This is a genomic window from Nonomuraea sp. NEAU-A123, from assembly GCF_018603905.1.
Classification (GTDB): domain Bacteria; phylum Actinomycetota; class Actinomycetes; order Streptosporangiales; family Streptosporangiaceae; genus Nonomuraea.
In genome coordinates this window covers 865,102-883,854 of the sequence record NZ_JAHFZZ010000001.1, presented here as the reverse complement: position 1 = coordinate 883,854, position 18,753 = coordinate 865,102, and the positions used below count along the sequence as shown (strand labels likewise).

The 18,753-nt window shown below is 69.3% G+C and carries 22 protein-coding genes; 12 read left to right on the top strand and 10 right to left on the bottom strand.

Annotated elements, in window-relative coordinates:
- Together KLK06_RS04015 and KLK06_RS04010 are read left to right on the top strand one after the other, a co-directional pair.
- On the top strand, positions 1–635 hold a 635-nt coding region (locus tag KLK06_RS04015), incomplete at its 5' end, for a DUF1206 domain-containing protein (protein ID WP_214633880.1).
- 302 nt (positions 636–937) lie between these two features.
- Positions 938–1,591, top strand: a complete 654-nt coding sequence (locus KLK06_RS04010; protein ID WP_308168088.1) for a VC0807 family protein — start codon at positions 938–940, stop codon at positions 1,589–1,591.
- On the opposite strand, the gene KLK06_RS04005 is transcribed toward KLK06_RS04010, so the two are convergent.
- Together KLK06_RS04005 and KLK06_RS04000 are read right to left on the bottom strand one after the other, a co-directional pair.
- Positions 1,581–1,727 carry a hypothetical protein gene (locus tag KLK06_RS04005; protein WP_214633878.1) on the bottom strand — a complete coding sequence of 49 codons (147 nt, stop codon included), beginning with the start codon at positions 1,725–1,727 and terminating at the stop codon, positions 1,581–1,583. The genes KLK06_RS04010 and KLK06_RS04005 overlap by 11 nt on opposite strands.
- 205 nt (positions 1,728–1,932) lie before the next feature.
- Positions 1,933–2,079, bottom strand: coding sequence for a GPGG-motif small membrane protein (locus tag KLK06_RS04000; RefSeq protein ID WP_214633877.1), 147 nt, complete (start codon positions 2,077–2,079; stop codon positions 1,933–1,935).
- A 202-nt stretch (positions 2,080–2,281) separates the two neighbouring features.
- Between KLK06_RS04000 and KLK06_RS03995 the strand changes: the two genes are divergently transcribed.
- Together KLK06_RS03995 and KLK06_RS03990 are read left to right on the top strand one after the other, a co-directional pair.
- A complete protein-coding gene (locus tag KLK06_RS03995) occupies positions 2,282–3,109 on the top strand; it encodes a DUF1206 domain-containing protein (protein ID WP_308168087.1) in 828 nt (275 codons plus the stop codon).
- Positions 3,110–3,122: 13 nt separating this feature from the next.
- The gene (locus tag KLK06_RS03990) at positions 3,123–4,730 is read left to right on the top strand and encodes a phospholipase D-like domain-containing protein (RefSeq protein ID WP_214633876.1); all 1,608 of its coding nucleotides are present in this window, start codon (positions 3,123–3,125) and stop codon (positions 4,728–4,730) included.
- Positions 4,731–4,769: 39 nt separating this feature from the next.
- On the opposite strand, the gene KLK06_RS03985 is transcribed toward KLK06_RS03990, so the two are convergent.
- Together KLK06_RS03985 and KLK06_RS03980 are read right to left on the bottom strand one after the other, a co-directional pair.
- Positions 4,770–4,952, bottom strand: coding sequence for a hypothetical protein (locus tag KLK06_RS03985; RefSeq protein ID WP_214633875.1), 183 nt, complete (start codon positions 4,950–4,952; stop codon positions 4,770–4,772).
- A 2-nt stretch (positions 4,953–4,954) separates the two neighbouring features.
- Positions 4,955–5,512, bottom strand: coding sequence for a hypothetical protein (locus KLK06_RS03980; RefSeq protein WP_214633874.1), 558 nt, complete (start codon positions 5,510–5,512; stop codon positions 4,955–4,957).
- 269 nt (positions 5,513–5,781) lie between these two features.
- On the opposite strand from KLK06_RS03980, the gene KLK06_RS03975 reads away from it, so the two are divergent.
- From KLK06_RS03975 to KLK06_RS03960, 4 genes are all read left to right on the top strand, one after another.
- Positions 5,782–6,093: a UBP-type zinc finger domain-containing protein gene (locus KLK06_RS03975; RefSeq protein ID WP_250904775.1), complete on the top strand. Its 312-nt coding sequence runs from the start codon at positions 5,782–5,784 to the stop codon at positions 6,091–6,093.
- 91 nt (positions 6,094–6,184) lie between these two features.
- On the top strand, positions 6,185–7,381 hold the full coding sequence (locus KLK06_RS03970) for an FUSC family protein (protein WP_308168090.1): 1,197 nt from the start codon (positions 6,185–6,187) through the stop codon (positions 7,379–7,381).
- Between the two features lie 363 nt (positions 7,382–7,744).
- Entirely contained in the window at positions 7,745–8,353 is a 609-nt protein-coding gene (locus KLK06_RS03965; protein ID WP_308168086.1) for a hypothetical protein, read from the top strand.
- Positions 8,268–8,924: a hypothetical protein gene (locus KLK06_RS03960; protein ID WP_214633872.1), complete on the top strand. Its 657-nt coding sequence runs from the start codon at positions 8,268–8,270 to the stop codon at positions 8,922–8,924. Before KLK06_RS03965 ends, KLK06_RS03960 begins: the two co-directional genes overlap by 86 nt.
- A 43-nt stretch (positions 8,925–8,967) precedes the next feature.
- On the opposite strand, the gene KLK06_RS03955 is transcribed toward KLK06_RS03960, so the two are convergent.
- The 6 genes from KLK06_RS03955 to KLK06_RS03930 form a co-directional block, all read right to left on the bottom strand.
- Positions 8,968–9,291, bottom strand: coding sequence for a hypothetical protein (locus KLK06_RS03955; protein ID WP_214633871.1), 324 nt, complete (start codon positions 9,289–9,291; stop codon positions 8,968–8,970).
- An 82-nt stretch (positions 9,292–9,373) separates the two neighbouring features.
- Complete coding sequence (locus KLK06_RS03950) at positions 9,374–10,639, bottom strand: ABC transporter substrate-binding protein (RefSeq protein WP_214633870.1); 1,266 nt, start codon at positions 10,637–10,639, stop codon at positions 9,374–9,376.
- 5 nt (positions 10,640–10,644) lie between these two features.
- Complete coding sequence (locus KLK06_RS03945) at positions 10,645–11,676, bottom strand: branched-chain amino acid ABC transporter permease (protein WP_214633869.1); 1,032 nt, start codon at positions 11,674–11,676, stop codon at positions 10,645–10,647.
- Positions 11,673–12,554, bottom strand: coding sequence for a branched-chain amino acid ABC transporter permease (locus KLK06_RS03940; protein WP_214633868.1), 882 nt, complete (start codon positions 12,552–12,554; stop codon positions 11,673–11,675). The genes KLK06_RS03945 and KLK06_RS03940 overlap by 4 nt, the downstream gene beginning before the upstream one ends.
- A gap of 2 nt (positions 12,555–12,556) precedes the next feature.
- Complete coding sequence (locus tag KLK06_RS03935) at positions 12,557–13,273, bottom strand: ABC transporter ATP-binding protein (protein ID WP_214633867.1); 717 nt, start codon at positions 13,271–13,273, stop codon at positions 12,557–12,559.
- On the bottom strand, positions 13,266–14,027 hold the full coding sequence (locus KLK06_RS03930) for an ABC transporter ATP-binding protein (RefSeq protein ID WP_214633866.1): 762 nt from the start codon (positions 14,025–14,027) through the stop codon (positions 13,266–13,268). Before KLK06_RS03930 ends, KLK06_RS03935 begins: the two co-directional genes overlap by 8 nt.
- Before the next feature lie 182 nt (positions 14,028–14,209).
- Here KLK06_RS03930 and KLK06_RS03925 point away from each other — a divergent pair, with 182 nt between their 5' ends.
- The 4 genes from KLK06_RS03925 to KLK06_RS03910 are packed head-to-tail and all read left to right on the top strand — an operon-like array spanning position 14,210 to position 18,748.
- Positions 14,210–15,625, top strand: coding sequence for a CdaR family transcriptional regulator (locus KLK06_RS03925; RefSeq protein ID WP_214633865.1), 1,416 nt, complete (start codon positions 14,210–14,212; stop codon positions 15,623–15,625).
- Complete coding sequence (locus KLK06_RS03920; protein ID WP_214633864.1) at positions 15,622–17,103, top strand: long-chain fatty acid--CoA ligase; 1,482 nt, start codon at positions 15,622–15,624, stop codon at positions 17,101–17,103. The genes KLK06_RS03925 and KLK06_RS03920 overlap by 4 nt, the downstream gene beginning before the upstream one ends.
- Positions 17,104–17,150: 47 nt before the next feature.
- Positions 17,151–17,930, top strand: coding sequence for an SDR family oxidoreductase (locus KLK06_RS03915; protein WP_214633863.1), 780 nt, complete (start codon positions 17,151–17,153; stop codon positions 17,928–17,930).
- On the top strand, positions 17,927–18,748 hold the full coding sequence (locus KLK06_RS03910) for a hypothetical protein (protein WP_214633862.1): 822 nt from the start codon (positions 17,927–17,929) through the stop codon (positions 18,746–18,748). The genes KLK06_RS03915 and KLK06_RS03910 overlap by 4 nt, the downstream gene beginning before the upstream one ends.
- Positions 18,749–18,753: the final 5 nt, after the last annotated feature.

The following is an 18,753-nucleotide window of genomic DNA, read 5'->3' as shown; positions in this document are numbered from 1 at the left end:
CCGGCGGGTTGGTGCTCTTGTGGCTGGTAGCGGTCGGTTTCGCGGGGTTGGCGTTGTGGCGGCTGGCCGAGGTGGTCTACGGGCAGGCCAGCCCGAACGGCCAAACCGTCACCAAGCGGCTGGCATCGCTGGGCCGCGCCCTCATGTACATAGCCCTGTGCATCGGCATTGTCACCTTCCTGCTCGGCGTCGGAAGCCAGCGGTCGGGCAACAAGCAATCCAAGGATTTCACCGCGACCCTCATGAGCTTTACGGGCGGCCGATGGCTGGTCCTGCTGGTCGGTCTCGGCGTCGTCGGGGTGGGCCTCAGCATGATGGTGGAAGCCGTCCGCAGAAAGTTCGTCGACAACCTGCACATGACACAGATGAGCGCGCGCACCCGCGGGACAGTCCAGGCGCTGGGGATCGTGGGCATCTTCGCGCGTGGGAGCGTGTTCGCCGTCCTCGGCGTGTTCCTCGTCATCACCGCCGCCACGTTCGACTCGAAAAACGCCCAGGGACTGGACGGGGCCCTGCGCAAGTTCACGTTGACGCCCCTTGGCCCCTGGCTGCTGGTCGCCGTCGCGCTCGGCTTGGTCACCTTCGGGTGTTACTCCTGGTTCGAGGCGCGCTGGCGCAAGACAGAGCCCGGCTAGACGATCTCACCGGCCTAACCATCAGACCAGCGCCCCGCCGCCGAGCAGGGGCGCCGGATCCAGTGGCGCCGCTGAGCGGATTTGGTGATCGGCGGCGGCGATGAGCCTTGCTGGCTTCGCCCGTATCCGCGGGGCGGCGATGGGCGTTGACTGAGAGGTGTCCGGCTGCCGGCCTGAGGCGGTGTGCCGCGATGGGTGCTCGGGAGCCTGGCTGCTCGCAGCACGCTCGCCAAGGCGTCTTCGGGTCCTTGGAGGACGTCGTGGCCACCGTTCAGGCCAGTGCCGCAAGCAATGCCGCTCCAGTGGTAGCGGGCCCAGCGCTGGTGGTCTTTCCCGGCCTGACGTCCTTGGCCAGGCAGGCCGCCCCCCGCCTGCTGGAGGCGGTGATCGTCCCTCTTGGCCTGTTCTACTCGGCGTTGGCCGTCTTCGGCCTGTACGGCGCGCTGGGCGTGGTGCTCGCCTGGGCCTACGGCAGCGTGGCCTGGCGGCTGCTCAGGGGCCGCGCGGTCTCCGCGAGCATGATCCTGGCCACGATCGCGATCACCGTACGCGTCGCGCTGGCGGCCTGGAGCGGAAGCGCGATCATCTACTTCCTGCAGCCCGAGCTGGGCACGATCTGCTTCAGCATGGTGTTCCTGGTCTCCGTCCGGCTGCGCCGTCCGCTGGTGGGCAAGCTGATCGGCGAATACATCCACCTGCCCCGGGCGGTCATCACGCATGAGCGGGTCCGCCGCTGCTTCGTCCAGCTCACCCTGCTGTGGGCGCTGGTCCTGTTGCTGAATTCGACCTTGAGCATCTGGCTGCTGCTGCACGCGACGCTCGGCACTTACCTGCTCGTCCGCCCCATCGCCGTCGGGGTCATCAGCGTGCTCGCCTTCACCTGCTCGGTGACGCTCTTCCTGCGGGTGCTGCGCCGACTCGGCCTCCCGGCCGGAGCCGGGCACATCAGCCCTTGAGTACGGCCATCCCGATCTCCGCGACCGCGAGGGGACAGAGCGGCCCGTCCTGGGCGATCACCTGCCGAAGGGTGTGGGACTGCACGAGCTCCAGCATGATCCGCGGCTGTCCTGCCCGTTCGACCACGTCGTACACGGCGGTGACTGCCCCTGCTGAGGGGTTCGAACAGGCGGGAGCGACCGGCGAGTAAATCGCTCGTCCGGCATGCCTAGCTGCTGCTGTGGGGTGCCCAGCCCTGAAGGGTGTGAAGACACGCGATGAAGAGTATGGGCGGTGGTGAGGAGAAGGCGTCCGCCGTGGTGTCGTTCTTGTACGGCTTGCGCTGGCTGTCCGCGATGCCTCAGGTGAAGATACTCACGCCCCCGGGGCCGACGAGGAGCCCGACGACGATGAGGACGATCCCCCAGAGGATGGCGCGACGGGCCAGGATTGTATAGATCCCGGCAATGACGAGGATCACCGCGATGATCCAGAGCACTGTGGTCATGGCCGTTGACTGCCCTCGGACATCCTCAGCTAACGCTCTTCGGCGTAGTGAAACAGCGAGCATCGGTGTTTTGCGGTCCGGCTCCAGGGCAGACGCAGCCGGACACCTAGCTGTTGAGCCTGGAGGCGGACATGACACTCACCGTCTGGACCCGCCTCATGGAAGCCGTCGGGCTGTTGCAACGCGGCGAATCTGGGCTTTGGTGAAGCGCGGGGTCAAGTTCGCAGGGCGGAAGGCGGCCTCCAGTCGCTGGCTGGAGGGACTCGCGCGCGGCGGTTTCGCGGCGTGCGGTGTGAACTACATGCTGGTCGGGCTGCTGGCCGTACAGATCGCGCTTGGAATCGGTGGGAAGGCGGCTGATGCGGCGGGCGCGGTGCATGCCGTCGCCGCGCATACCGGCGGGTTGGTGCTCTTGTGGCTGGTAGCGGTCGGTTTCGCGGGGTTGGCGTTGTGGCGGCTGGCCGAGGTGGTCTACGGGCAGGCCAGCCCGAACGGCCAAACCGTCACCAAGCGGCTGGCATCGCTGGGCCGCGCCCTCATGTACATAGCCCTGTGCATCGGCATTGTCACCTTCCTGCTCGGCGTCGGAAGCCAGCGGTCGGGCAACAAGCAATCCAAGGATTTCACCGCGACCCTCATGAGCTTTACGGGCGGCCGATGGCTGGTCCTGCTGGTCGGTCTCGGCGTCGTCGGGGTGGGCCTCAGCATGATGGTGGAAGCCGTCCGCAGAAAGTTCGTCGACAACCTGCACATGACACAGATGAGCGCGCGCACCCGCGGGACAGTCCAGGCGCTGGGGATCGTGGGCATCTTCGCGCGCGGAGGTGTCTTCGCCGTCCTGGGGACGTTTTTCATCATCGCCGCAGCCACGTTCGACTCCAAACAGGCCCAAGGCTTGGATGGGACGCTGCGCAAGATCGCGTCGACACCGTTGGGCCCGTGGCTGCTGGTCGCCGTCGCGCTGGGCCTGGTGACCTTCGGCGTCTACTCCTGCTTCGAGGCACGCTGGCGCAAGACCGAGCCTGGATAGTGAAGGGGGCCCGATGCCGGAGGATTTGGAAAAGTGGCTGCTCACCACTGGCGAGCGTGGCAATCCCGCCACGCTGCTGGATAGCCGCCACGCCGATCACGCAGCCTGGTCGACAGGCAACCATGTGCGCCCGCTGGTGCACGGCGCGAGCTATTTCGCCGTACTGGTGCAAGCGGTGGACGCTCTGCGGGCTGGTGATCTGTTGTTGTTCACTGACTGGCGCGGCGATGCCGATGAGTGCCTGACCCTCGCCGGGAGGCAGGTCACCCACGTCTTGGGCGAGGCCGCAGCGCGCGGTGTTATGGTCAAGGGCCTGATCTGGCGATCTCATCTGGATCAGCTGCAGTTCAGCGAGCGGGAGAACCGTAAGCTGAGTGAGGACCTGTCGGCTGCCGGCGGGGAGTGCCTGCTCGACATGCGGGTGCGGCCGGGAGGATCCCACCATCAAAAGTTCGTCGTGCTGCGCCACCCTGGACGTCCCGAACGGGATGTGGCCTTCGTCGGCGGAATCGACCTGTGTCACGGCCGTCACGACGACGACGCGCACGCGGGAGACCGGCAGTCCAAGCCGATCGCGGCCGTCTACGGGAATCAGCCACCCTGGCATGACATCCAGGTCGAGATCCGCGGCCCAGCGGTCGGCGACGTGGAGGCCATCTTCCGCGAACGCTGGGATGATCCGGCTCCCCTGACTCGCAACCCGATGCACCGGATACGCGCGATCCTGGAACGCGAGGACATCCACGCCGACCCCATGCCGCCGCAGTTGCCCGACCCGGCGCCGTGCGGCTCACACACCGTGCAGTTGCTGCGCACGTACGCCAGCCGGCGCCGTGGGTACGCGTTCGCGCCAGAAGGTGAGCGCAGCATCGCACGCGGCTACCTCAAAGTGCTGGGCCAGGCAAGGTCCCTGATCTATCTCGAGGACCAATACCTGTGGTCCGCCCAGGTGGCCAGGCCCTTCGCCGAGGCGCTGGCCGCCAACCCCGGGCTGCACCTGATCGCGGTCATCCCGCGCTTCCCCGATCTGGACGGCCGCTTCTCCCAGCCGCCGAATGTCGTCGGCCACAACCTGGCGCTGGACATGCTGTTCCGCGGCGGAGGTGCTCGGGTGAGCGTGTACGGCATCGAAAACCACGACGGGACACCCGTCTACGTCCACGCCAAGGCGTGCACCATCGACGACGTGTGGGCGACCGTGGGCTCGGACAACCTCAACCTCCGCTCCTGGACCCACGACTCCGAACTCAGCTGTGCCGTACTCGACGAACAACCCGACCCACGCGACCCACGCATACCCGGACAAGACGGCCAGCACGCCCGCGTCTTCGCCAGAGAATTACGCCTGACACTCAATCGCGAACACCTCGACCGCGCCGCCGGCGACGACAGCGACCTGCAGGACCCTCTCTCGGCGTTCAAAGCATTCGCGGAATCGGCCGCCGCCCTCGACACCTGGCACGCCCAAGGACAGCAGGGCCCACGACCACCGGGACGGCTGCGCACCTACCAGCAACACCCGATGTCCTGGTGGACCAGAACCTGGGCCACACCGCTCTACCGTCACTTCTACGACCCCGACGGACGCCCATCCCGCCTGCGACGCACCAACACCTTCTAACCGGCCACACCTCCGTGGCGTGCCCGCCACGGGCCCGCATCAGCTCCTTCTCCGCCGCCAGCCGGTGCGGAGGCTGGCGGTGCCGATACCCGCCTGGTGCAGGGCGAGCAGGCATAGCCCAAGGAGTACGAAGAAGACTCCGTCGAGCCCGGCGAGGGAGACGTTGAGCAGGTCGAAGAGCAGGCCAAGTCCGAAGATGATGGCCGCGATGATGGCGAGCATGGTCACCGCGTCCCGTGGCCATCGGCGTCGTCGGCCCCGACGAGGAGGTCGTCGAACAGGGCGCGGTAGTGCTGCATGGCCTGCCGTAGATCCTCGGTGGTTGCCTCGTCCCGGGCGGCGCGTCCACTGATCGCGTGCGCCTGCCGATAGTGGTCCAGGGTGGGGCCGTGAGTGACCGACAGATCGGATAGCTGCTGTTCGTAGTCCTCGGTGGGGTAGCCGCGCTCGGCCATGACGGCGCTCACCAGCTGATCGGCCTCGTTCACCGCTTCGCTCGGCGCGTCCACAAAGCGCTCCTGGACCTCGGTCCAGGCCTTGGCGTAGCCCTGCCGGGACTGGGGATCGAGCGGCTTGATATCGAGCGTGTCGAACCGCTGTTCACGGGCGCGCAGCTCCTGCTCGGCGACCCCACGGTCCGCTCGTTCGTTCAGCGTGCGTTCGTACTCCGGGCCGAATCGCTCGCGCAGGCCGCGTCGACGCTTTTGCACGATGGCGTACCCGCCGACCGCCGCCAGGATCGCCACCACCAGTGCCACGATCACCCACATCACGAGGGACATGCCTGCCTCCGCTCGGTTTCTGCGCCTAGATACACGGACGCTTCGAGTCAATGCCGTCCGCAGGCTCACGGAAATGCGCGTTCCGAGCAAGGCTCATCGCCGCAGCCGATCACAGGCGACCGGTCGACAAGGTGCTAGTCGTTCCCGCTATCGCTGCTGGTGATGGGGCTTGCTGCGATTGCGTGTTTCCGCTGATTCGCCGATCACGTTGACTGAGGCGTGAGATCAGTCGGCGCACCTTGCGTCGCTGTCGCTGTGAGGGGGTCGTGATGACCCTGGATGCGGAAGGTATGCAGGTAACCGGGCGTGCCGCTCTGAACGGTAGCGCGCCGCGCTGCGATCACCTCGACACGCTGATGGTTGTGGAGCGCGGATCACCCGAATGCAAGGAATGCCTGGTCCTCGGCTGGGCCTGGACGCGCCTCCTGGCCTGCCTGACCTGCGGATGGGTGGCCTGCTCCGACGACTCTCCCGGCAGCCATGCCCACGCGCACTACCAGGAGACCGACCATCCGGTGGTCGCCGCGATCGAGGCGGGCTCGAGCTGGCGATGGTGCTACGTGCACGGGCGAACCGTGTGAGCGGGACGAGAAGAGCCCGCGGGCAGAGGGCTTCGGCTCGTGAGGAGCTTGCATCGACGGCGCTCATGTGGTGAGAGCTTGGTTGAGCCGGGTGGAGACGGCATTCCGTCGCCAGCTGCGCTACGCGCGCAGCCAGTTCAGGGGACTGTCCGAGCGCGGCTCGCATCAACGTTTCGCGGTGCGCCAGATCGGAAAAGCGACACTGGCCGCTGCGCTGGCCTGGTTCCTGGCCGATCAGGTGATGCCGCATGAGGCGGTCTGGATCGCACCAGCCACTGCGGTGATCATGGTGCATACGACGGTGTTGCGGACCTTGACCAACGGGCTCCGGCGGGTCATCGCGGTCACTGCCGGGGTCATCCTGGCCGGAAGCGCCGGATCCTTGTTCGGCCTGAACGCGCTGAGCTTGGTCTTGATCGTGCCGCCGGCTCTGGTCGCCGCCCGCTGGCGGCGGATGGGTGGCCATGGCACCGATGTGGTGACCACCGCGGTGTTGATGTTGTCCTTCGGCGCCGCCTCCCAGGAGCGCTACCTGCTGGCCTATACGACGGCCACCGCGATCGGCGCCCTGCTCGGTGCGCTGGTCAATACGCTGTTGTGGCCGCCGCTGCACCAACGCCGCCCCCAGGAGGCGGTGCAACGCCTGAGCGAGGAGGCAAGCGCGCTGCTCAGCGACGTCGCCGACGGGCTGGGCGAGCGGTGTGACCTGTCGCGGCTGCCCCACTGGGAGCACCACGCCAACCTGCTGGATCTGCACCTGTCGGTCGCCGACAGTGCCATCACCGACGGCGCGGAAAGCCGCCGCTACAACCTGCGCCGACGCGCGCAGCCCGCCGCGGCTCATCACACGCCGGTGGTTAGGGCGATGGGCCGGATCGGGGTGCATCTACACGGAATCGTCCGCGTGCTCAGCTATATCGCCCAGCAGCACGCCGACGACCAGTGCCCGCCGCAGATCAGCCAGGAGTTCGCCCATGACTACGCCAACCTGTTGCACGTGCTGGCCCAAGCCCTGGAAGCGCAGGTACGGCTCACCCAAGACCCTGATGAACTGAACACGCTGCTGGACGGGGCGCGCAGGCAAGCCGTCGCGCTCCACCAGCGGATGACCACTGAGGTTCGCACCGGTCAGTTGGACCATCCTGAGGGCTGGGCCGCCAGCGGCAGCCTGCTCACCGATGCCGAATACATCCTGACCATCTTGGCGCACCTGCTGATCACGCCCATCTCCGATACGCCCGCCGGCGCGGTCCTCACCGACACCGCCGGGGACGCGGCGGCTCCGTGAGGGGGATCTTTCCCCAAGCCTCGCTGAGGCGGCTGAGCGATGCGGCGGCAAGGGTGGCTCCCTGTCGAGTTGAGCCGCGCTCAGCTGTGGGGTTTCAGCGGACGATCAGGACCGAGCATCGGACGTGGCGGCTGGCCCTTTTCGGTCGTGTTACCCGTCGCCGTCCTGGCCGACGAGCTGCTGGTGGTCGGCGAGGAAGCGCGGACCCCAGAGTTCAACCAGTTCGTTGACGTTGTTTTCCGAGCTGTTACTACCGGCAACCCAAGTGGGCTGACCTGGGCGTTTCGAGCGGCGTCTCCAGGGCAGCCGTGATCTCAACAGCAGATTAGGAGGCGTCACATGACCGCCGGGACTCTGATCTGGGTGGCCGTCATCGTGGTAGTGGTGGTGGCCATCGCCGCAGTCGCGTATCTCGCACTACGGCATCAGCTCCGTAGCCGCCTCCGTGAACGGTTCGGCCCGGAATACGAACGCACACTTGCCGGGCAAAAGAACAGGGGCGCGGCCGAACAGGAGTTGCTCGCCCGTGAGGAGCGCGTCGCCGAGCTCGACATCCGTCCCCTGGCGCCCGAGAGCCGGCAGACCTATGCCGCGCGCTGGACCGAGGTGCAGGAGCGTTTCGTCGATGCTCCTGGTTTCGCGGTGACGGAGGCCGACCAGCTGGTGACTGTGGTCATGGCCGAGCGCGGCTATCCGATCGAGGACGACTTCGAGCAGCGGGTGTCCGACCTTTCGGTGGGACACGGCGACACTCTTGACCACTACCGGCAAGCCCATGAGATCAGCGGCCGTGTGGCCACGAAGAAGGCCTCGACGGAGGAGCTGCGCCAGGCGATGGTCCACTACCGCTCCCTGTTCGAGGAGCTCCTTGGGGAGTCGCCGACGAATGACCGCGCCTCCCGCCGCGATCCGGCGACAGGCCGCGATGACCAAGACGAACGCACCTCCCGACGCGATCCCGGAGGACGGTGACGACATGGACCCGCGCAAAGACGAAGATCTGCAATCGCCGCGGCAGCGCGACACCACGGTGAACGAAGGCGACACCCCGGTGAAGGGCCCTGGTTCTACGCGCAACCTGCAACAGGAACCGGCCCGCGGGAATGCCCCTGACTCGGTGGAGAAGCCGACGGGCCGCCAGGCCCAGAGGCCAACCGACCCCGGCGTCGAGGCCCAGGACAGACGGTCCACGGACTCCAACGCCGCCACCGCCGAGGCGCCGGTCGAGCCCGAACCCGCCCGGGCGCATGCCGTACCTCCGCAGAGCCCTGCCCTGTTCGACCAGGATCTTGACCAAGCGCACACGCGCTGGCGAGACCTGCAGGCCACGTTCGTGGACGACCCGCGCGAGGCGATGGAGCGGGCGGATGGGCTGGTCGAGGAGATCGTCATCACGCTCACCGGCTCGCTGACCACGCGCACGAGCGAGTTGCGCGACCGGTGGAAGAACGCCGACCAGAGCGATACCGAGCAGCTCAGGCTGGCTCTTCGCGACTACAAGGCCATGCTCGAACAACTGCTCGCGATGTCCGGCCCCGGATGAGGCCCGGCGCGCATACTCTGCAGAACTACCTACGTTTCTGCTGTTAGCCGGCGGCCAGTTCACCCGCTGGCCGCCCTTGAGGGTTGTTCTGCGCCTGGCGGCGCTGCTTCACCTCGGCGATGCGCTTGACGATGCCCTCGACGACGGCCGCGTTATGACCGATCTCGATCGCGCCGCCCTGGTGACCTGAGACCTCTACGGCCTTCACCGGGCGCCATTCTTCCGGGTACATCCGGGCGAGCAGTTCGAGGGCGACCCGGCCGTTGGGCGGCGTCCACGCGTGTTCTCGGGTTCCGTCCGGCCGGATGACCTCGCGGACCAGGGTGCCACCTCTGGCATCGGCAAAGGCGGCCGACACAAGATCCATGGAGGCTCGCGCGCTGCCCGCCACTGGACGCAGCCCGAAGCCGACAGCGCGACAGCGCCCCCAAAGCGAAGGCCATGCTTGTTCAGCCGGTCAGCGGACCGAACTCCTTGCGGGTGTCGATCACGTCGCCGAACAGCTCCCACCGCTCGCCCTTGAACTTCATGAGCTGCATCGACTCGATCGGAAAGCCGTCACCGGCGGCGGTGTTCATCGTCACCCCGGGCAGCAGCATGCCGACCTGCACGTTGCTCAAGCTGCGCATGGAGTCGCGCAGCCCTTCGCGCGTCGGGCACTTCGCGGCCGACATCGTCTTGTTGAAGGCGTCGGCCACCGCCCAGCCGTAGGTGAAGAACGGCACGTTCGGGTCTGCGCCCGGCGCGTACTGCTGCATCTTCGCCTTGTAGAGCTTCATCTCCGCGTCGTCGTTCCACGTCGGGTCTCTGGGGTCCTTGTAGTAGGAGGAGGACACGACGCCCTGCACGTTCTCGAACCCGACGGGCTTGAGCACGGTGATCGAGGAGGAGACGTTGTTGATGATGTGCAGGGGGTTCCAGCCGGTGTTCTTGGCGTCGGCGGCCAGTGCCTGGGAGCCGAACTTGGGCGTCGTCACGTTGAGGAACACGTCCGCCTTGGACCCGGCCAGGTTGCGCATCTGCGGGTCCACGCTCGGGTCGGTGACCTCGTAGCTCTGCTCGCCGACGACCGTGATCCCGCTGCCCTCGATGGCCCGCTTGAACCCGCCGAGCAGGTCCTTGCCGAAGTCGTCGTTCTGGTAGAGCACCGCGACCTTGGCGTTGGGCTTGTCCTTCTTGAGGTACTGGGCGTAGATGCGGGCCTCGGAGATGTAGTTGGGCTGCCAGCCGATGGTCCACGGGTGCTGCGTGTCGGTGCCCCACTTCGAGGCGCCGGTGGCGACGAAGATCTGCGGCACCTTGTGCTGGTTGGTGTAGTCCCAGGTCGCCGTCGTCGAGGGCGTGCCCAGCGTCTGGAACAGCGCGAACACCTGCTCCTGCTCGACGAGCCGGCGGGCCTCCTCGACCGCCTTGGGCGGCTGGTAGCCGTCGTCGCGGACCACGAACTCGACCTTGCGCCCGCCGATGCCGTTCTTCTCGGCATTGACGTAGTCGAAGTACGCCTTGATGCCCTTGGGGATGTCGCCGTAGGCGGAGGCGGGTCCCGACAGCGGGTAGATGCCGCCGAGCTTGAGGCTCTTGTCGGTGATGCCGGTCGCCTGCTGGCCCTGGCACGGCCCTGACGCCGTCGCGCCCGGCTCGGTCCCGCCCCGCCCCCCGCAGGCCGCCACCGAGACCAGGAGCATCGCCGTACAGCCGATAACAGATACGCGCATGCCTGTTACTCCTTCCGGAGGGTCTTCTTGATCGAGTACGCCGCGCGGCCCGCCAGCCCGGCCAGGCCGGTCGGGGCGACGTACATGACCGCGATGATGAGCAGGCCGAAGACGACGCCGGGCGCGGCGTCGTTGACGCTCTGGGAGATGCTCGGCACGAACATCACGAACAACCCGCCCAGCAGTGGCCCCCAGAACGAGCCGAGGCCGCCCACGACGAGGCCCGCCAGCAGCGTGATCGAGAGCGTGACGCCGAACGAGTCCGGCGAGACGTACCCGATCACCCACGTGTAGAGGCAGCCCGCGATCCCGGCGAGCATCGCGCTCCAGGCGAAGGAGAGCGTCTTGTAGAACGACAGCCGCACGCCCATGACCTCGGCCGCCGCCTGGTCGTCCCGGATGGCGTGCAGCGCCCGGCCGACCCGCGAACGCAGCAGGCTGCCGGTCACCAGGAACGCCACGACGGCCACGGCCAGCGTGAGGAAGTACAGCCACTGGTCCTCGGCCAGTCCCGTCCACGCGGGCGGCTCCGGCTTGGCGAGCGTCAGCCCCATCGGCCCGCCAGTGACCGATTCGAACCGTTTGAGCAGCGGCCCCAGGAAGATCGCGATGGCCATCGTCACCAGGGCCAGGTAGAGGCCGCGCAGCCGGACGGCGGGCACGCCGAGCGCCAGCCCCAGCGTGAACGCCACCGCGGCGGCGACCGGCAGCGTGGCCGGGTAGGGCGCGTCCCAGGCGTGCAGCATGATGGCCGCGCTGTAGGCGCCGACGGCGAAGAAGGCGCCGTGCCCGAGCGAGATCTGGCCCGCGTGCCCGACGAGCAGGTTCAGCCCGAGCAGCGCCACCGCGTAGATCAGCACCATGGTGAACTGGAAGACCCGGAACGGCACCAGTTGGAAGGGCGCGGAGCAGGCCAGCACGAGCAGCGCCGCGATGACGAGCGGGCGCCAGTGCACCGGGACCCGCCACCGCCTGGCGGCCCGGCCGCCGGACTCCTTCGTGACCGGCGAACCGGTCGCCTCCGCCGACTCGCTCATACCCGCTCCACCACCGCTCGGCCGAACAAGCCCCGGGGCCGCAGCAGCAGGACGACGAGGATGATGACCAGCGGCACCCCGATCTTCAGATCCGATCCGATGAAGCCGACGTACGCCCCGGCGAGCGTCTCGGCCACGCCGACGATCAGGCCGCCCACGACCGCGCCCACCGGGCTGTCGAACCCGCCGAGCGTCGCCGCCGCGAACGCGTAGATGAGCACCCCGCCCATCAGGTTGGGGTCCAGGAAGAGCAGCGGCGCCACCAGGACGCCGGACACCGCGCCCACCGTGGCGGCCAGCCCCCAGCCGAGCGCGAGCGTCCAGCCCACCCGGATGCCGACGAGCCGGGCGGAGCCCGGGTTCGACGCCACCGCGCGCATGCCCAGCCCGATCTTGGTGTGCTGGAAGAGCAGGTACAGCAGGCCCATGACCACGCCGACCACACCGAGGATGCCCAGCGTCGAGTACCCGACGCTGACGCCCCCGGCCGTGAGCGCGCCCTCGGGGAACGGGTTGGGGAAGTCCTTGATGAGGAACGACCAGATCCACCCGGCGGCGGCGTTCACGAAGATGAACAGCCCGACGGTGACGATCACCACGGTCAGCTCGGGAGCGCCTTCGACCGGCCGGATGATCACCCGTTCGATGAGCATGCCACCCGCGAACGACACCACCAGCGTGATGACCAGCGCCAGCCAGAACGGCAGGCCGGCGGCCGTGAACTGCCAGGCGAGGTAGGTGGAGAACATCGCCAGCTCGCCCTGGGCGAAGTTGACGATGCCGGTGAACTGGTAGATCAGCACCAGGGCCAGAGCCAGGCTGGCGTAGATGGCGCCCGCGCCGAGCCCCTCGACGACCTGCTGCAGGAAGCCGGCCATGGCTAGACCCGGTATCCGAGGTAGGACTGGGCGACCTGCTCGTCCGCCCTGATCTGCTCGGCCGTGCCCGACAGCACGATCCGGCCGGTCTCCAGGACATGCGCCTGCTGGGCGATGCCGAGGGCGAGATGGGCGTTCTGCTCGACGACGACCACGGTGGTCCGCTCCTGTTCGTTTATCGCCCGCACGATGCGGAACAGCTCCCGGGTGATCAGCGGGGCCAGGCCCAGGGACGGCTCGTCCAGCAGGAGCAGCCGGGGGCGCAGCATGAGTGCCCGGCCGATGGCCAGCATCCGCTGCTCGCCGCCGCTGAGGCTGCCCGCCGTCTGCCGCAGCCTGGACTTCAGCGCCGGGAAATAGGTGTAGATGCGGTCGAGGTCGGCGTCCACGCCGGTCCTGCGCCGCCGTACGTACGCGCCCAGGCGCAGGTTCTCCTCGACGGTGAGCGGCATGAACGTGCCGCGCCCCTCCGGCACGTGGGCGACGCCGCGCCGGGCGATCGCGTCCGGCGACCGGCCGGTCAGCTCGGTCCCGCCGAGCCGGACGCTGCCGCGCCCGCGCACCATGCCGGACAGCGCCCGCAGCAGGGTGGTCTTGCCGGCGCCGTTCGGCCCGAGTATCGCGCAGATCTCCCCCGGGGCGACGATGAAGCTCAGCCCGTGCAGCACCCGGGCGTCGCCATATCCGGCGACCAGGTCCGTGACCACCAGCTCACTCATGCGCCGTCCCCAGGTACGCCTCGATGACCCCGGGATCGCGCTGGACCTCCGCCGGGGCGCCTTCGGCGATCTTGCGGCCGAAGTCCAGGCAGACGATCCGGTCGCAGATCCCCATGACGAAGCCCATGTGGTGCTCGACCACGACCATCGTCAGGTCGTACTCGTCGCGGATCGCGCGCAGGACGCCGGAGAACTCCGCCACCTCCGCCGAGCTGAGCCCGTTCACGGGCTCGTCGAGCAGCAGCAGCTCAGGGCGGCCGACCAGCGCCCTGGCCAGTTCCACCCGCTTGAGCGTGCCGAACGGCAGCCCGGCGGCCGGGTGGTCGGCGACCTCGGCCAGCGTGAGCCGGTCGAGCACCGCGTCGGCCTCGGCACGCAGTCTGGCCTCCTCCCGGCGCACGCCGGGCAGGCGCAGGCCCGCGGTGACGAAGCCGGCCCGGCCGCGGTGGTGCGCGCCGACCAGCGTGTTGTCGCGGACCGACAGGCGCGGGAACAGGCCGAGGTTCTGGAAGGTCCGCGCGATGCCCAGGGCCGCGATCGCGTGCGGTGGTACGGCGAGCAGGTCCCGCCCCTCGTACGCGACCCGGCCCGCGTCGGCGTCGTGGCGGCGGGTCAGGCAGTTGAACAGCGTGGTCTTGCCCGCGCCGTTCGGCCCGATGAGCCCCACCATCTCGCCGCGCCGTACGGAGAAGCCCACACCGTCGAGCGCCGTGATGCCTCCGAAGCGGACCGTGAGCTCGCTTACCTCCAGCATCCGGCCTCCTGCTGACGGCGAGCGGAGAGCAATGTTCTGAAAGCGTAGGAGCCACCTGTCCGAAACCACATTGGGCACGGTCACCCAAGATGTGTCCTGGCTGTTGTCCGCCGGGCACAGGGTGTGTCTCGGACCGGTTACGACCCGTTGACCGCCCGGCGAAGTGCATGGATCATCCCGACATGTCCGGTGGTTTCAGCACGGAAACGCTCACCGGTTCGGAGACGGTCCGCGTCCAGCGCACGCGTATCCTCTCCGAGCTTCTCGATCACCTAGCCGAACTGGCCGACACAGCCGTCCAGACGATGCGGGCCGAGATCCCCGCCTACGCGGCCCAGGACGAGAACTTCCTCGCCGACGTACGCGACCAAGTGGTCCGCCACTACCGCAGCACGCTGGCCGTGATGCTCGAAGACCGCACGGTCACGCTCGACGACATCGCCTTCGCGCGCCGGGCCGCCATGCGGCGGGCCAGGGCCGGGGTCGCCCTGACCGACTACATCAACGCCTTCCGCGTCGGCCAGCAGGTCTTCTGGGGGTCGGTGCTGGCGCGGGCCGGCCACTCGGCCGCCGGCCACGAGGCCGCGCTCTCGCTGGCGGCCCCGATCATGCGCTTCTGCGACTTCGCCAGCACGCACGCGGCCAACGCGTACATGGAGTTCCAGCACTACGCCGCGGCGGACGCCGTACGCGAGAGCCGGGACCTGCTGGAGACTCTGCTGACCGGCGGCGCCCCCACGCGCAGCAGGCAGCTCGCCGCGGCCCAGGCGTACGGCCTCGGGCCCGACACCCGCGCGCCGCTGCTCGTGGTGGTCGCGGTCCTGCTCGGGCCGCGCGCGCTCGGCGCCGTGACCGGCGGGAACCCGGTCACCACGGGCCCCGACCGCGGCGTCGACGCGCGGCACGTGACCTGCGCGGCCATCTCCAGGGCCGGGGCGAACGGCACACGGACGCTGTCGGTCGTGCGGCAGGCGGAGATCGTCGCCATCCCCGCGCTCGGCCCCGGCGGCGATCCCGCGGAGCTGTGCGACCGGCTGCAGGCCGTACGCGAGAACCTCATGGGCGAGGGAATCGTGCTGGCCATGGGCATCAGCACGGTCGTCGCCGGGACGGCCGGCATCCCGCGTGCCTACGACGAGGCCCGGACCGTCATGGAGTTCCTGCCGGAGGACGGCGGGGTGGCCGCGCTCCCGCGGCTCTCGCCGTTCCAGTACCTGGCGATGAGAGCCGACGACACCGCCCGCCACCTGGTGGATCCGCGGATCACCGCGCTCCTGTCGGAGGACCGGGCGCGCGGCGGCGTGCTCACCGCCACGATCCGCGCCTTCGCCGCCGCCGACCTGAACCTGCGTGCCTCCGCCGAGCGGCTGCAGATCCATCCCAACACCGCCCAATACCGCCTGCGCCGCATCCAGGAGCGCACCGGGCGCAGCCTGCGCCGGATCAGCGACCTGCTCGATCTGCTCGTGGCGATCGCCCTGCACGACTCCCTGCCGCCCACCACCAATCAGCCGCCCACTACCAATCCCGGGCGGCAAAGACTGGCCACCGCAACCGATGAGAGGCGAGGGAGCGCCGACGTACGGTCGTTTCCATGAACCTCGCTGACCGGCTCCACACCGCCGCCGATCGGCTCGGCGGGAGGACGGTTGTCACGCTCGACGAAGAGGCGCTCACCTATGGCGCGCTCGACCTGTTGAGCGCCCGCGTCGCCGCGCTGCTGCGGCGACGCGGGATCGGCGCGGGCGACCGGGTCGCGGTCATGCTGCCGAACGTCCCCGAGTTCGCCGTCGTCTACTACGGGGTGCTGCGGATGGGGGCGGTGGTCGTCCCGCTCGATCCGCTGCTGCGCAGGCGGGAGATCGCCGCGTACGTCGGTGACTGCGGAGCCTGCCTGCTGATCGCCTGGCACGCCTTCGCGGAGACCGCCGAGGCGGGCACCGCGGGCACCCTGACCGACTGCTTCTTCGTCGTCCCCGGCGAGTTCCAGCGGCTGCTGCGCGGCCTGGCGGCCGACCTCGACGTCGCCCCGCGCGCGGACGGCGAGACGGCGGTCATCCACTACACCTCCGGCACGACCGGCCGGGCCAAGGGCATCGAACTGACCCACGGCAACCTCGGCGGCAACGCCGCGGCCGTCGCCCGCATGCACGCGCTCGGGGTGGACGACGTCGTGCTCGGGGCGCTGCCGCTCTACCACGCGTTCGGGCAGACCTGCTCGCTCAACGCCACCGTCCAGGCCGGCGCGCGCCTCACGCTGCTGCGGCGCTTCGAGGCGGGCCGGGCGCTGGAGGTCATCCGGCGCGACGGCGTCACGGTCTTCCAGGGCGTGCCGACCATGTACATCGCGCTGCTCGACCATCCGGGCGCCTCCGACATGTCGTTGCTGCGCATCCTGGTCTCCGGCGGGGCGGCGCTCCCGCTCGACGTGCTGCGGGCCTTTCAGACGCGGTTCGGCTGCTCGATCGTGGAGGGGTACGGGCTCAGCGAGACCTCGCCCGTCGCCTCGTCCAACCGCGGCCGCCACGGCACCAGGCCCGGGTCGATCGGCCGGCCGATCAAGGACGTCGAGATGAAGGTGGTCGACGAGGACGACGGCGACGTGCCGACCGGCCACATCGGCGAGATCGTCATCCGGGGCCCCAACGTGATGAAGGGCTACTGGAACAACCCCGCCGCCACGGCGGAGGCGATCCGCGACGGCTGGTTCCACACCGGCGACCTCGGGCGGGTCGACGACGACGGGTTCTTCTTCCTGGTCGACCGCCGCCGCGACGTGATCATCCGCGGTGGGTACACGGTGTACCCGCGCGAGGTGGAGGAGGTCCTGTACGAGCATCCCGCCGTGCGGCAGGCCGCCGTCATCGGGGTCCCGCACCCGGAGCTCGGGGAGGAGATCGCGGCCGTGGTGGCGTTGCGCGCGCCGGTCGAGGCCGACGAGTTGCAGGCCTTCGTCAAGGAGCGGGTGGCCGCCTACAAGTACCCCCGGCACGTCTCGTTCACCGATGAGTTGCCTATGAGCCCCACGGGCAAGATCCTCAAACGCGCCATCGGCACGTTGACGCGCCACCGGTAGTAGAACTACGTTCTGGATACCGGCTGGTCGGTTAGGAAGGTGTCTTCATGCGGGTGCGGGACAAAGTCGTCGTCGTCACGGGCGCGGCGAGTGGGATCGGCCGCGCCATGGCGCTCAGGTTCGCCGAGGAAGGGGCGTCCGGAGTGGTCGTCGCCGACCTCGACGAGGCGGGCGCGGCCGGGGTGGCCAAGGAGATCGGCGACCGGGCCGTGGCCGTGCGGGCCGACGTGTCGGTGGAGGCCGAGGTGGCCGCGCTGACCGAGACGCCCTTCGGGCCGCCCGACCTGTTCTGCTCCAACGCGGGCGTCATCGCCGGGCGCGGACTGGACGCCACCGCACAGGACTGGAGCAGTCTGTGGGCGGTCAACGTGCAGGCCCACGTGTACGCCGCGCGGGCGGTCGTGCCCCTCATGGTCTCGCGGGGCAGCGGCTACCTGCTCAACACCTGCTCGGCGGCCGGGCTGATCAGCTGCCCCGGCGACGCCCCCTACGCCGTGACCAAGGCGGCGGCCATCGCCTTCGCCGAGTGGGTCTCGATCCACTACGCGCCCAAAGGTGTCAAGGTCAGCGTGCTGTGCCCGCAGGGCGTACGGACGGCCATGCTGGAGCGCGGCGTCGCGGAGGACCATCTGACGGCCCGCGCGGTCGGCGCGTCCGGGGCGATACTCGACCCGGCCGACGTGGCCGCCACGGTGGTCGAGGGGCTGGCAGCGGAGCGGTTCCACATCTTCCCGCACCCCGAGGTGGCCGACTTCGCCCGCCGGAAAGCCGACGACCCCGACCGGTGGCTGGCCGGGATGGCCCGATTCGTGGAGTCGCTGGCATGAAGGCGGCACGACAGGCCTGGCGGCGCCTGGAGCCGGTGCACGGCATGATCTACTTCGTCCCCGAGGGCCGGAAGCGGTACGCCGCGCTGGGGCTGAACAGCCGGGCCGGTTACTTCGCCTCGCGCTCGGCGGCGCTCGGCCGCGCCTCCGCCGAGCTGGTCATCGCGACCTTCTACAACTTCCACCCCGCTCTCGTACGGCAGGCGCTGCCCGCCGCGTGGGACCACGCGACGCCCGAGCAGCTCCTGGCCGCGCGGTACGAGGCGGCTGGTGAAGCGCTGCGCCGGGCGGGCATCCACGAGCTGCCCGAGCTGGACGCGGTTCTCGCGCTGGCCCGGCGCGCCGCCGAGGCGGCCTGCGAGCACCCGCAGGGGCGCCCGCTGTTCGCCGCCCACGCCGCGCTGGCCTGGCCGGACGATCCGCTGCTCCAGCTCTGGCACGCGCAGACGCTGCTGCGCGAGTTCCGCGGCGACGGGCACATCGGCATGCTGCTTACCGAGGGCGTCGGCCCGCTGGACGCGCTCGTGCTGCACGCCGGCACCGGGGAGGTCCCGACGCCCTTCCTCAAGCTGAGCCGGGCCTGGCCGGAGCCGGAGTGGGCGGCCGCCGAGGAGCGTCTACGCGAACGCGGCCTCCTCGACGGCGACCTGCTCAGCGCCGAGGGCAAGTCCCTGCGCCAGCACATCGAGGACCGCACCGACGCGCTGGCCCTGCCCGCGTACTCGGCTCTGGGCGAGGACGGCTGCGAACGCCTGGCCGAACTGGCCCGCCCCTTCGGCCGGGCCATCGTCGACGCAGGCCTCCTCAAACCGGGCTGACCTCA

Excerpts from the sequence above, each read along its gene's own strand:
- KLK06_RS03930 (WP_214633866.1), bottom strand. The coding sequence starts at position 14,027 with ATGCTGGAGGTAAGCGAGCTCACGGTCCGCTTCGGAGGCATCACGGCG.
- KLK06_RS03960 (WP_214633872.1), top strand. The coding sequence starts at position 8,268 with ATGACCGCGCCTCCCGCCGCGATCCGGCGACAGGCCGCGATGACCAAG.
- KLK06_RS03985 (WP_214633875.1), bottom strand. The coding sequence starts at position 4,952 with ATGCTCGCCATCATCGCGGCCATCATCTTCGGACTTGGCCTGCTCTTC.
- KLK06_RS03975 (WP_250904775.1), top strand. The coding sequence starts at position 5,782 with ATGACCCTGGATGCGGAAGGTATGCAGGTAACCGGGCGTGCCGCTCTG.
- KLK06_RS03915 (WP_214633863.1), top strand. The coding sequence starts at position 17,151 with ATGCGGGTGCGGGACAAAGTCGTCGTCGTCACGGGCGCGGCGAGTGGG.
- KLK06_RS03925 (WP_214633865.1), top strand. The coding sequence starts at position 14,210 with ATGTCCGGTGGTTTCAGCACGGAAACGCTCACCGGTTCGGAGACGGTC.
- KLK06_RS03920 (WP_214633864.1), top strand. The coding sequence starts at position 15,622 with ATGAACCTCGCTGACCGGCTCCACACCGCCGCCGATCGGCTCGGCGGG.
- KLK06_RS03945 (WP_214633869.1), bottom strand. The coding sequence starts at position 11,676 with ATGAGCGAGTCGGCGGAGGCGACCGGTTCGCCGGTCACGAAGGAGTCC.
- KLK06_RS03990 (WP_214633876.1), top strand. The coding sequence starts at position 3,123 with ATGCCGGAGGATTTGGAAAAGTGGCTGCTCACCACTGGCGAGCGTGGC.
- KLK06_RS03940 (WP_214633868.1), bottom strand. The coding sequence starts at position 12,554 with ATGGCCGGCTTCCTGCAGCAGGTCGTCGAGGGGCTCGGCGCGGGCGCC.
- KLK06_RS03935 (WP_214633867.1), bottom strand. The coding sequence starts at position 13,273 with ATGAGTGAGCTGGTGGTCACGGACCTGGTCGCCGGATATGGCGACGCC.
- KLK06_RS03950 (WP_214633870.1), bottom strand. The coding sequence starts at position 10,639 with ATGCGCGTATCTGTTATCGGCTGTACGGCGATGCTCCTGGTCTCGGTG.
- KLK06_RS03955 (WP_214633871.1), bottom strand. The coding sequence starts at position 9,291 with ATGGATCTTGTGTCGGCCGCCTTTGCCGATGCCAGAGGTGGCACCCTG.
- KLK06_RS04000 (WP_214633877.1), bottom strand. The coding sequence starts at position 2,079 with ATGACCACAGTGCTCTGGATCATCGCGGTGATCCTCGTCATTGCCGGG.
- KLK06_RS03980 (WP_214633874.1), bottom strand. The coding sequence starts at position 5,512 with ATGTCCCTCGTGATGTGGGTGATCGTGGCACTGGTGGTGGCGATCCTG.
- KLK06_RS03910 (WP_214633862.1), top strand. The coding sequence starts at position 17,927 with ATGAAGGCGGCACGACAGGCCTGGCGGCGCCTGGAGCCGGTGCACGGC.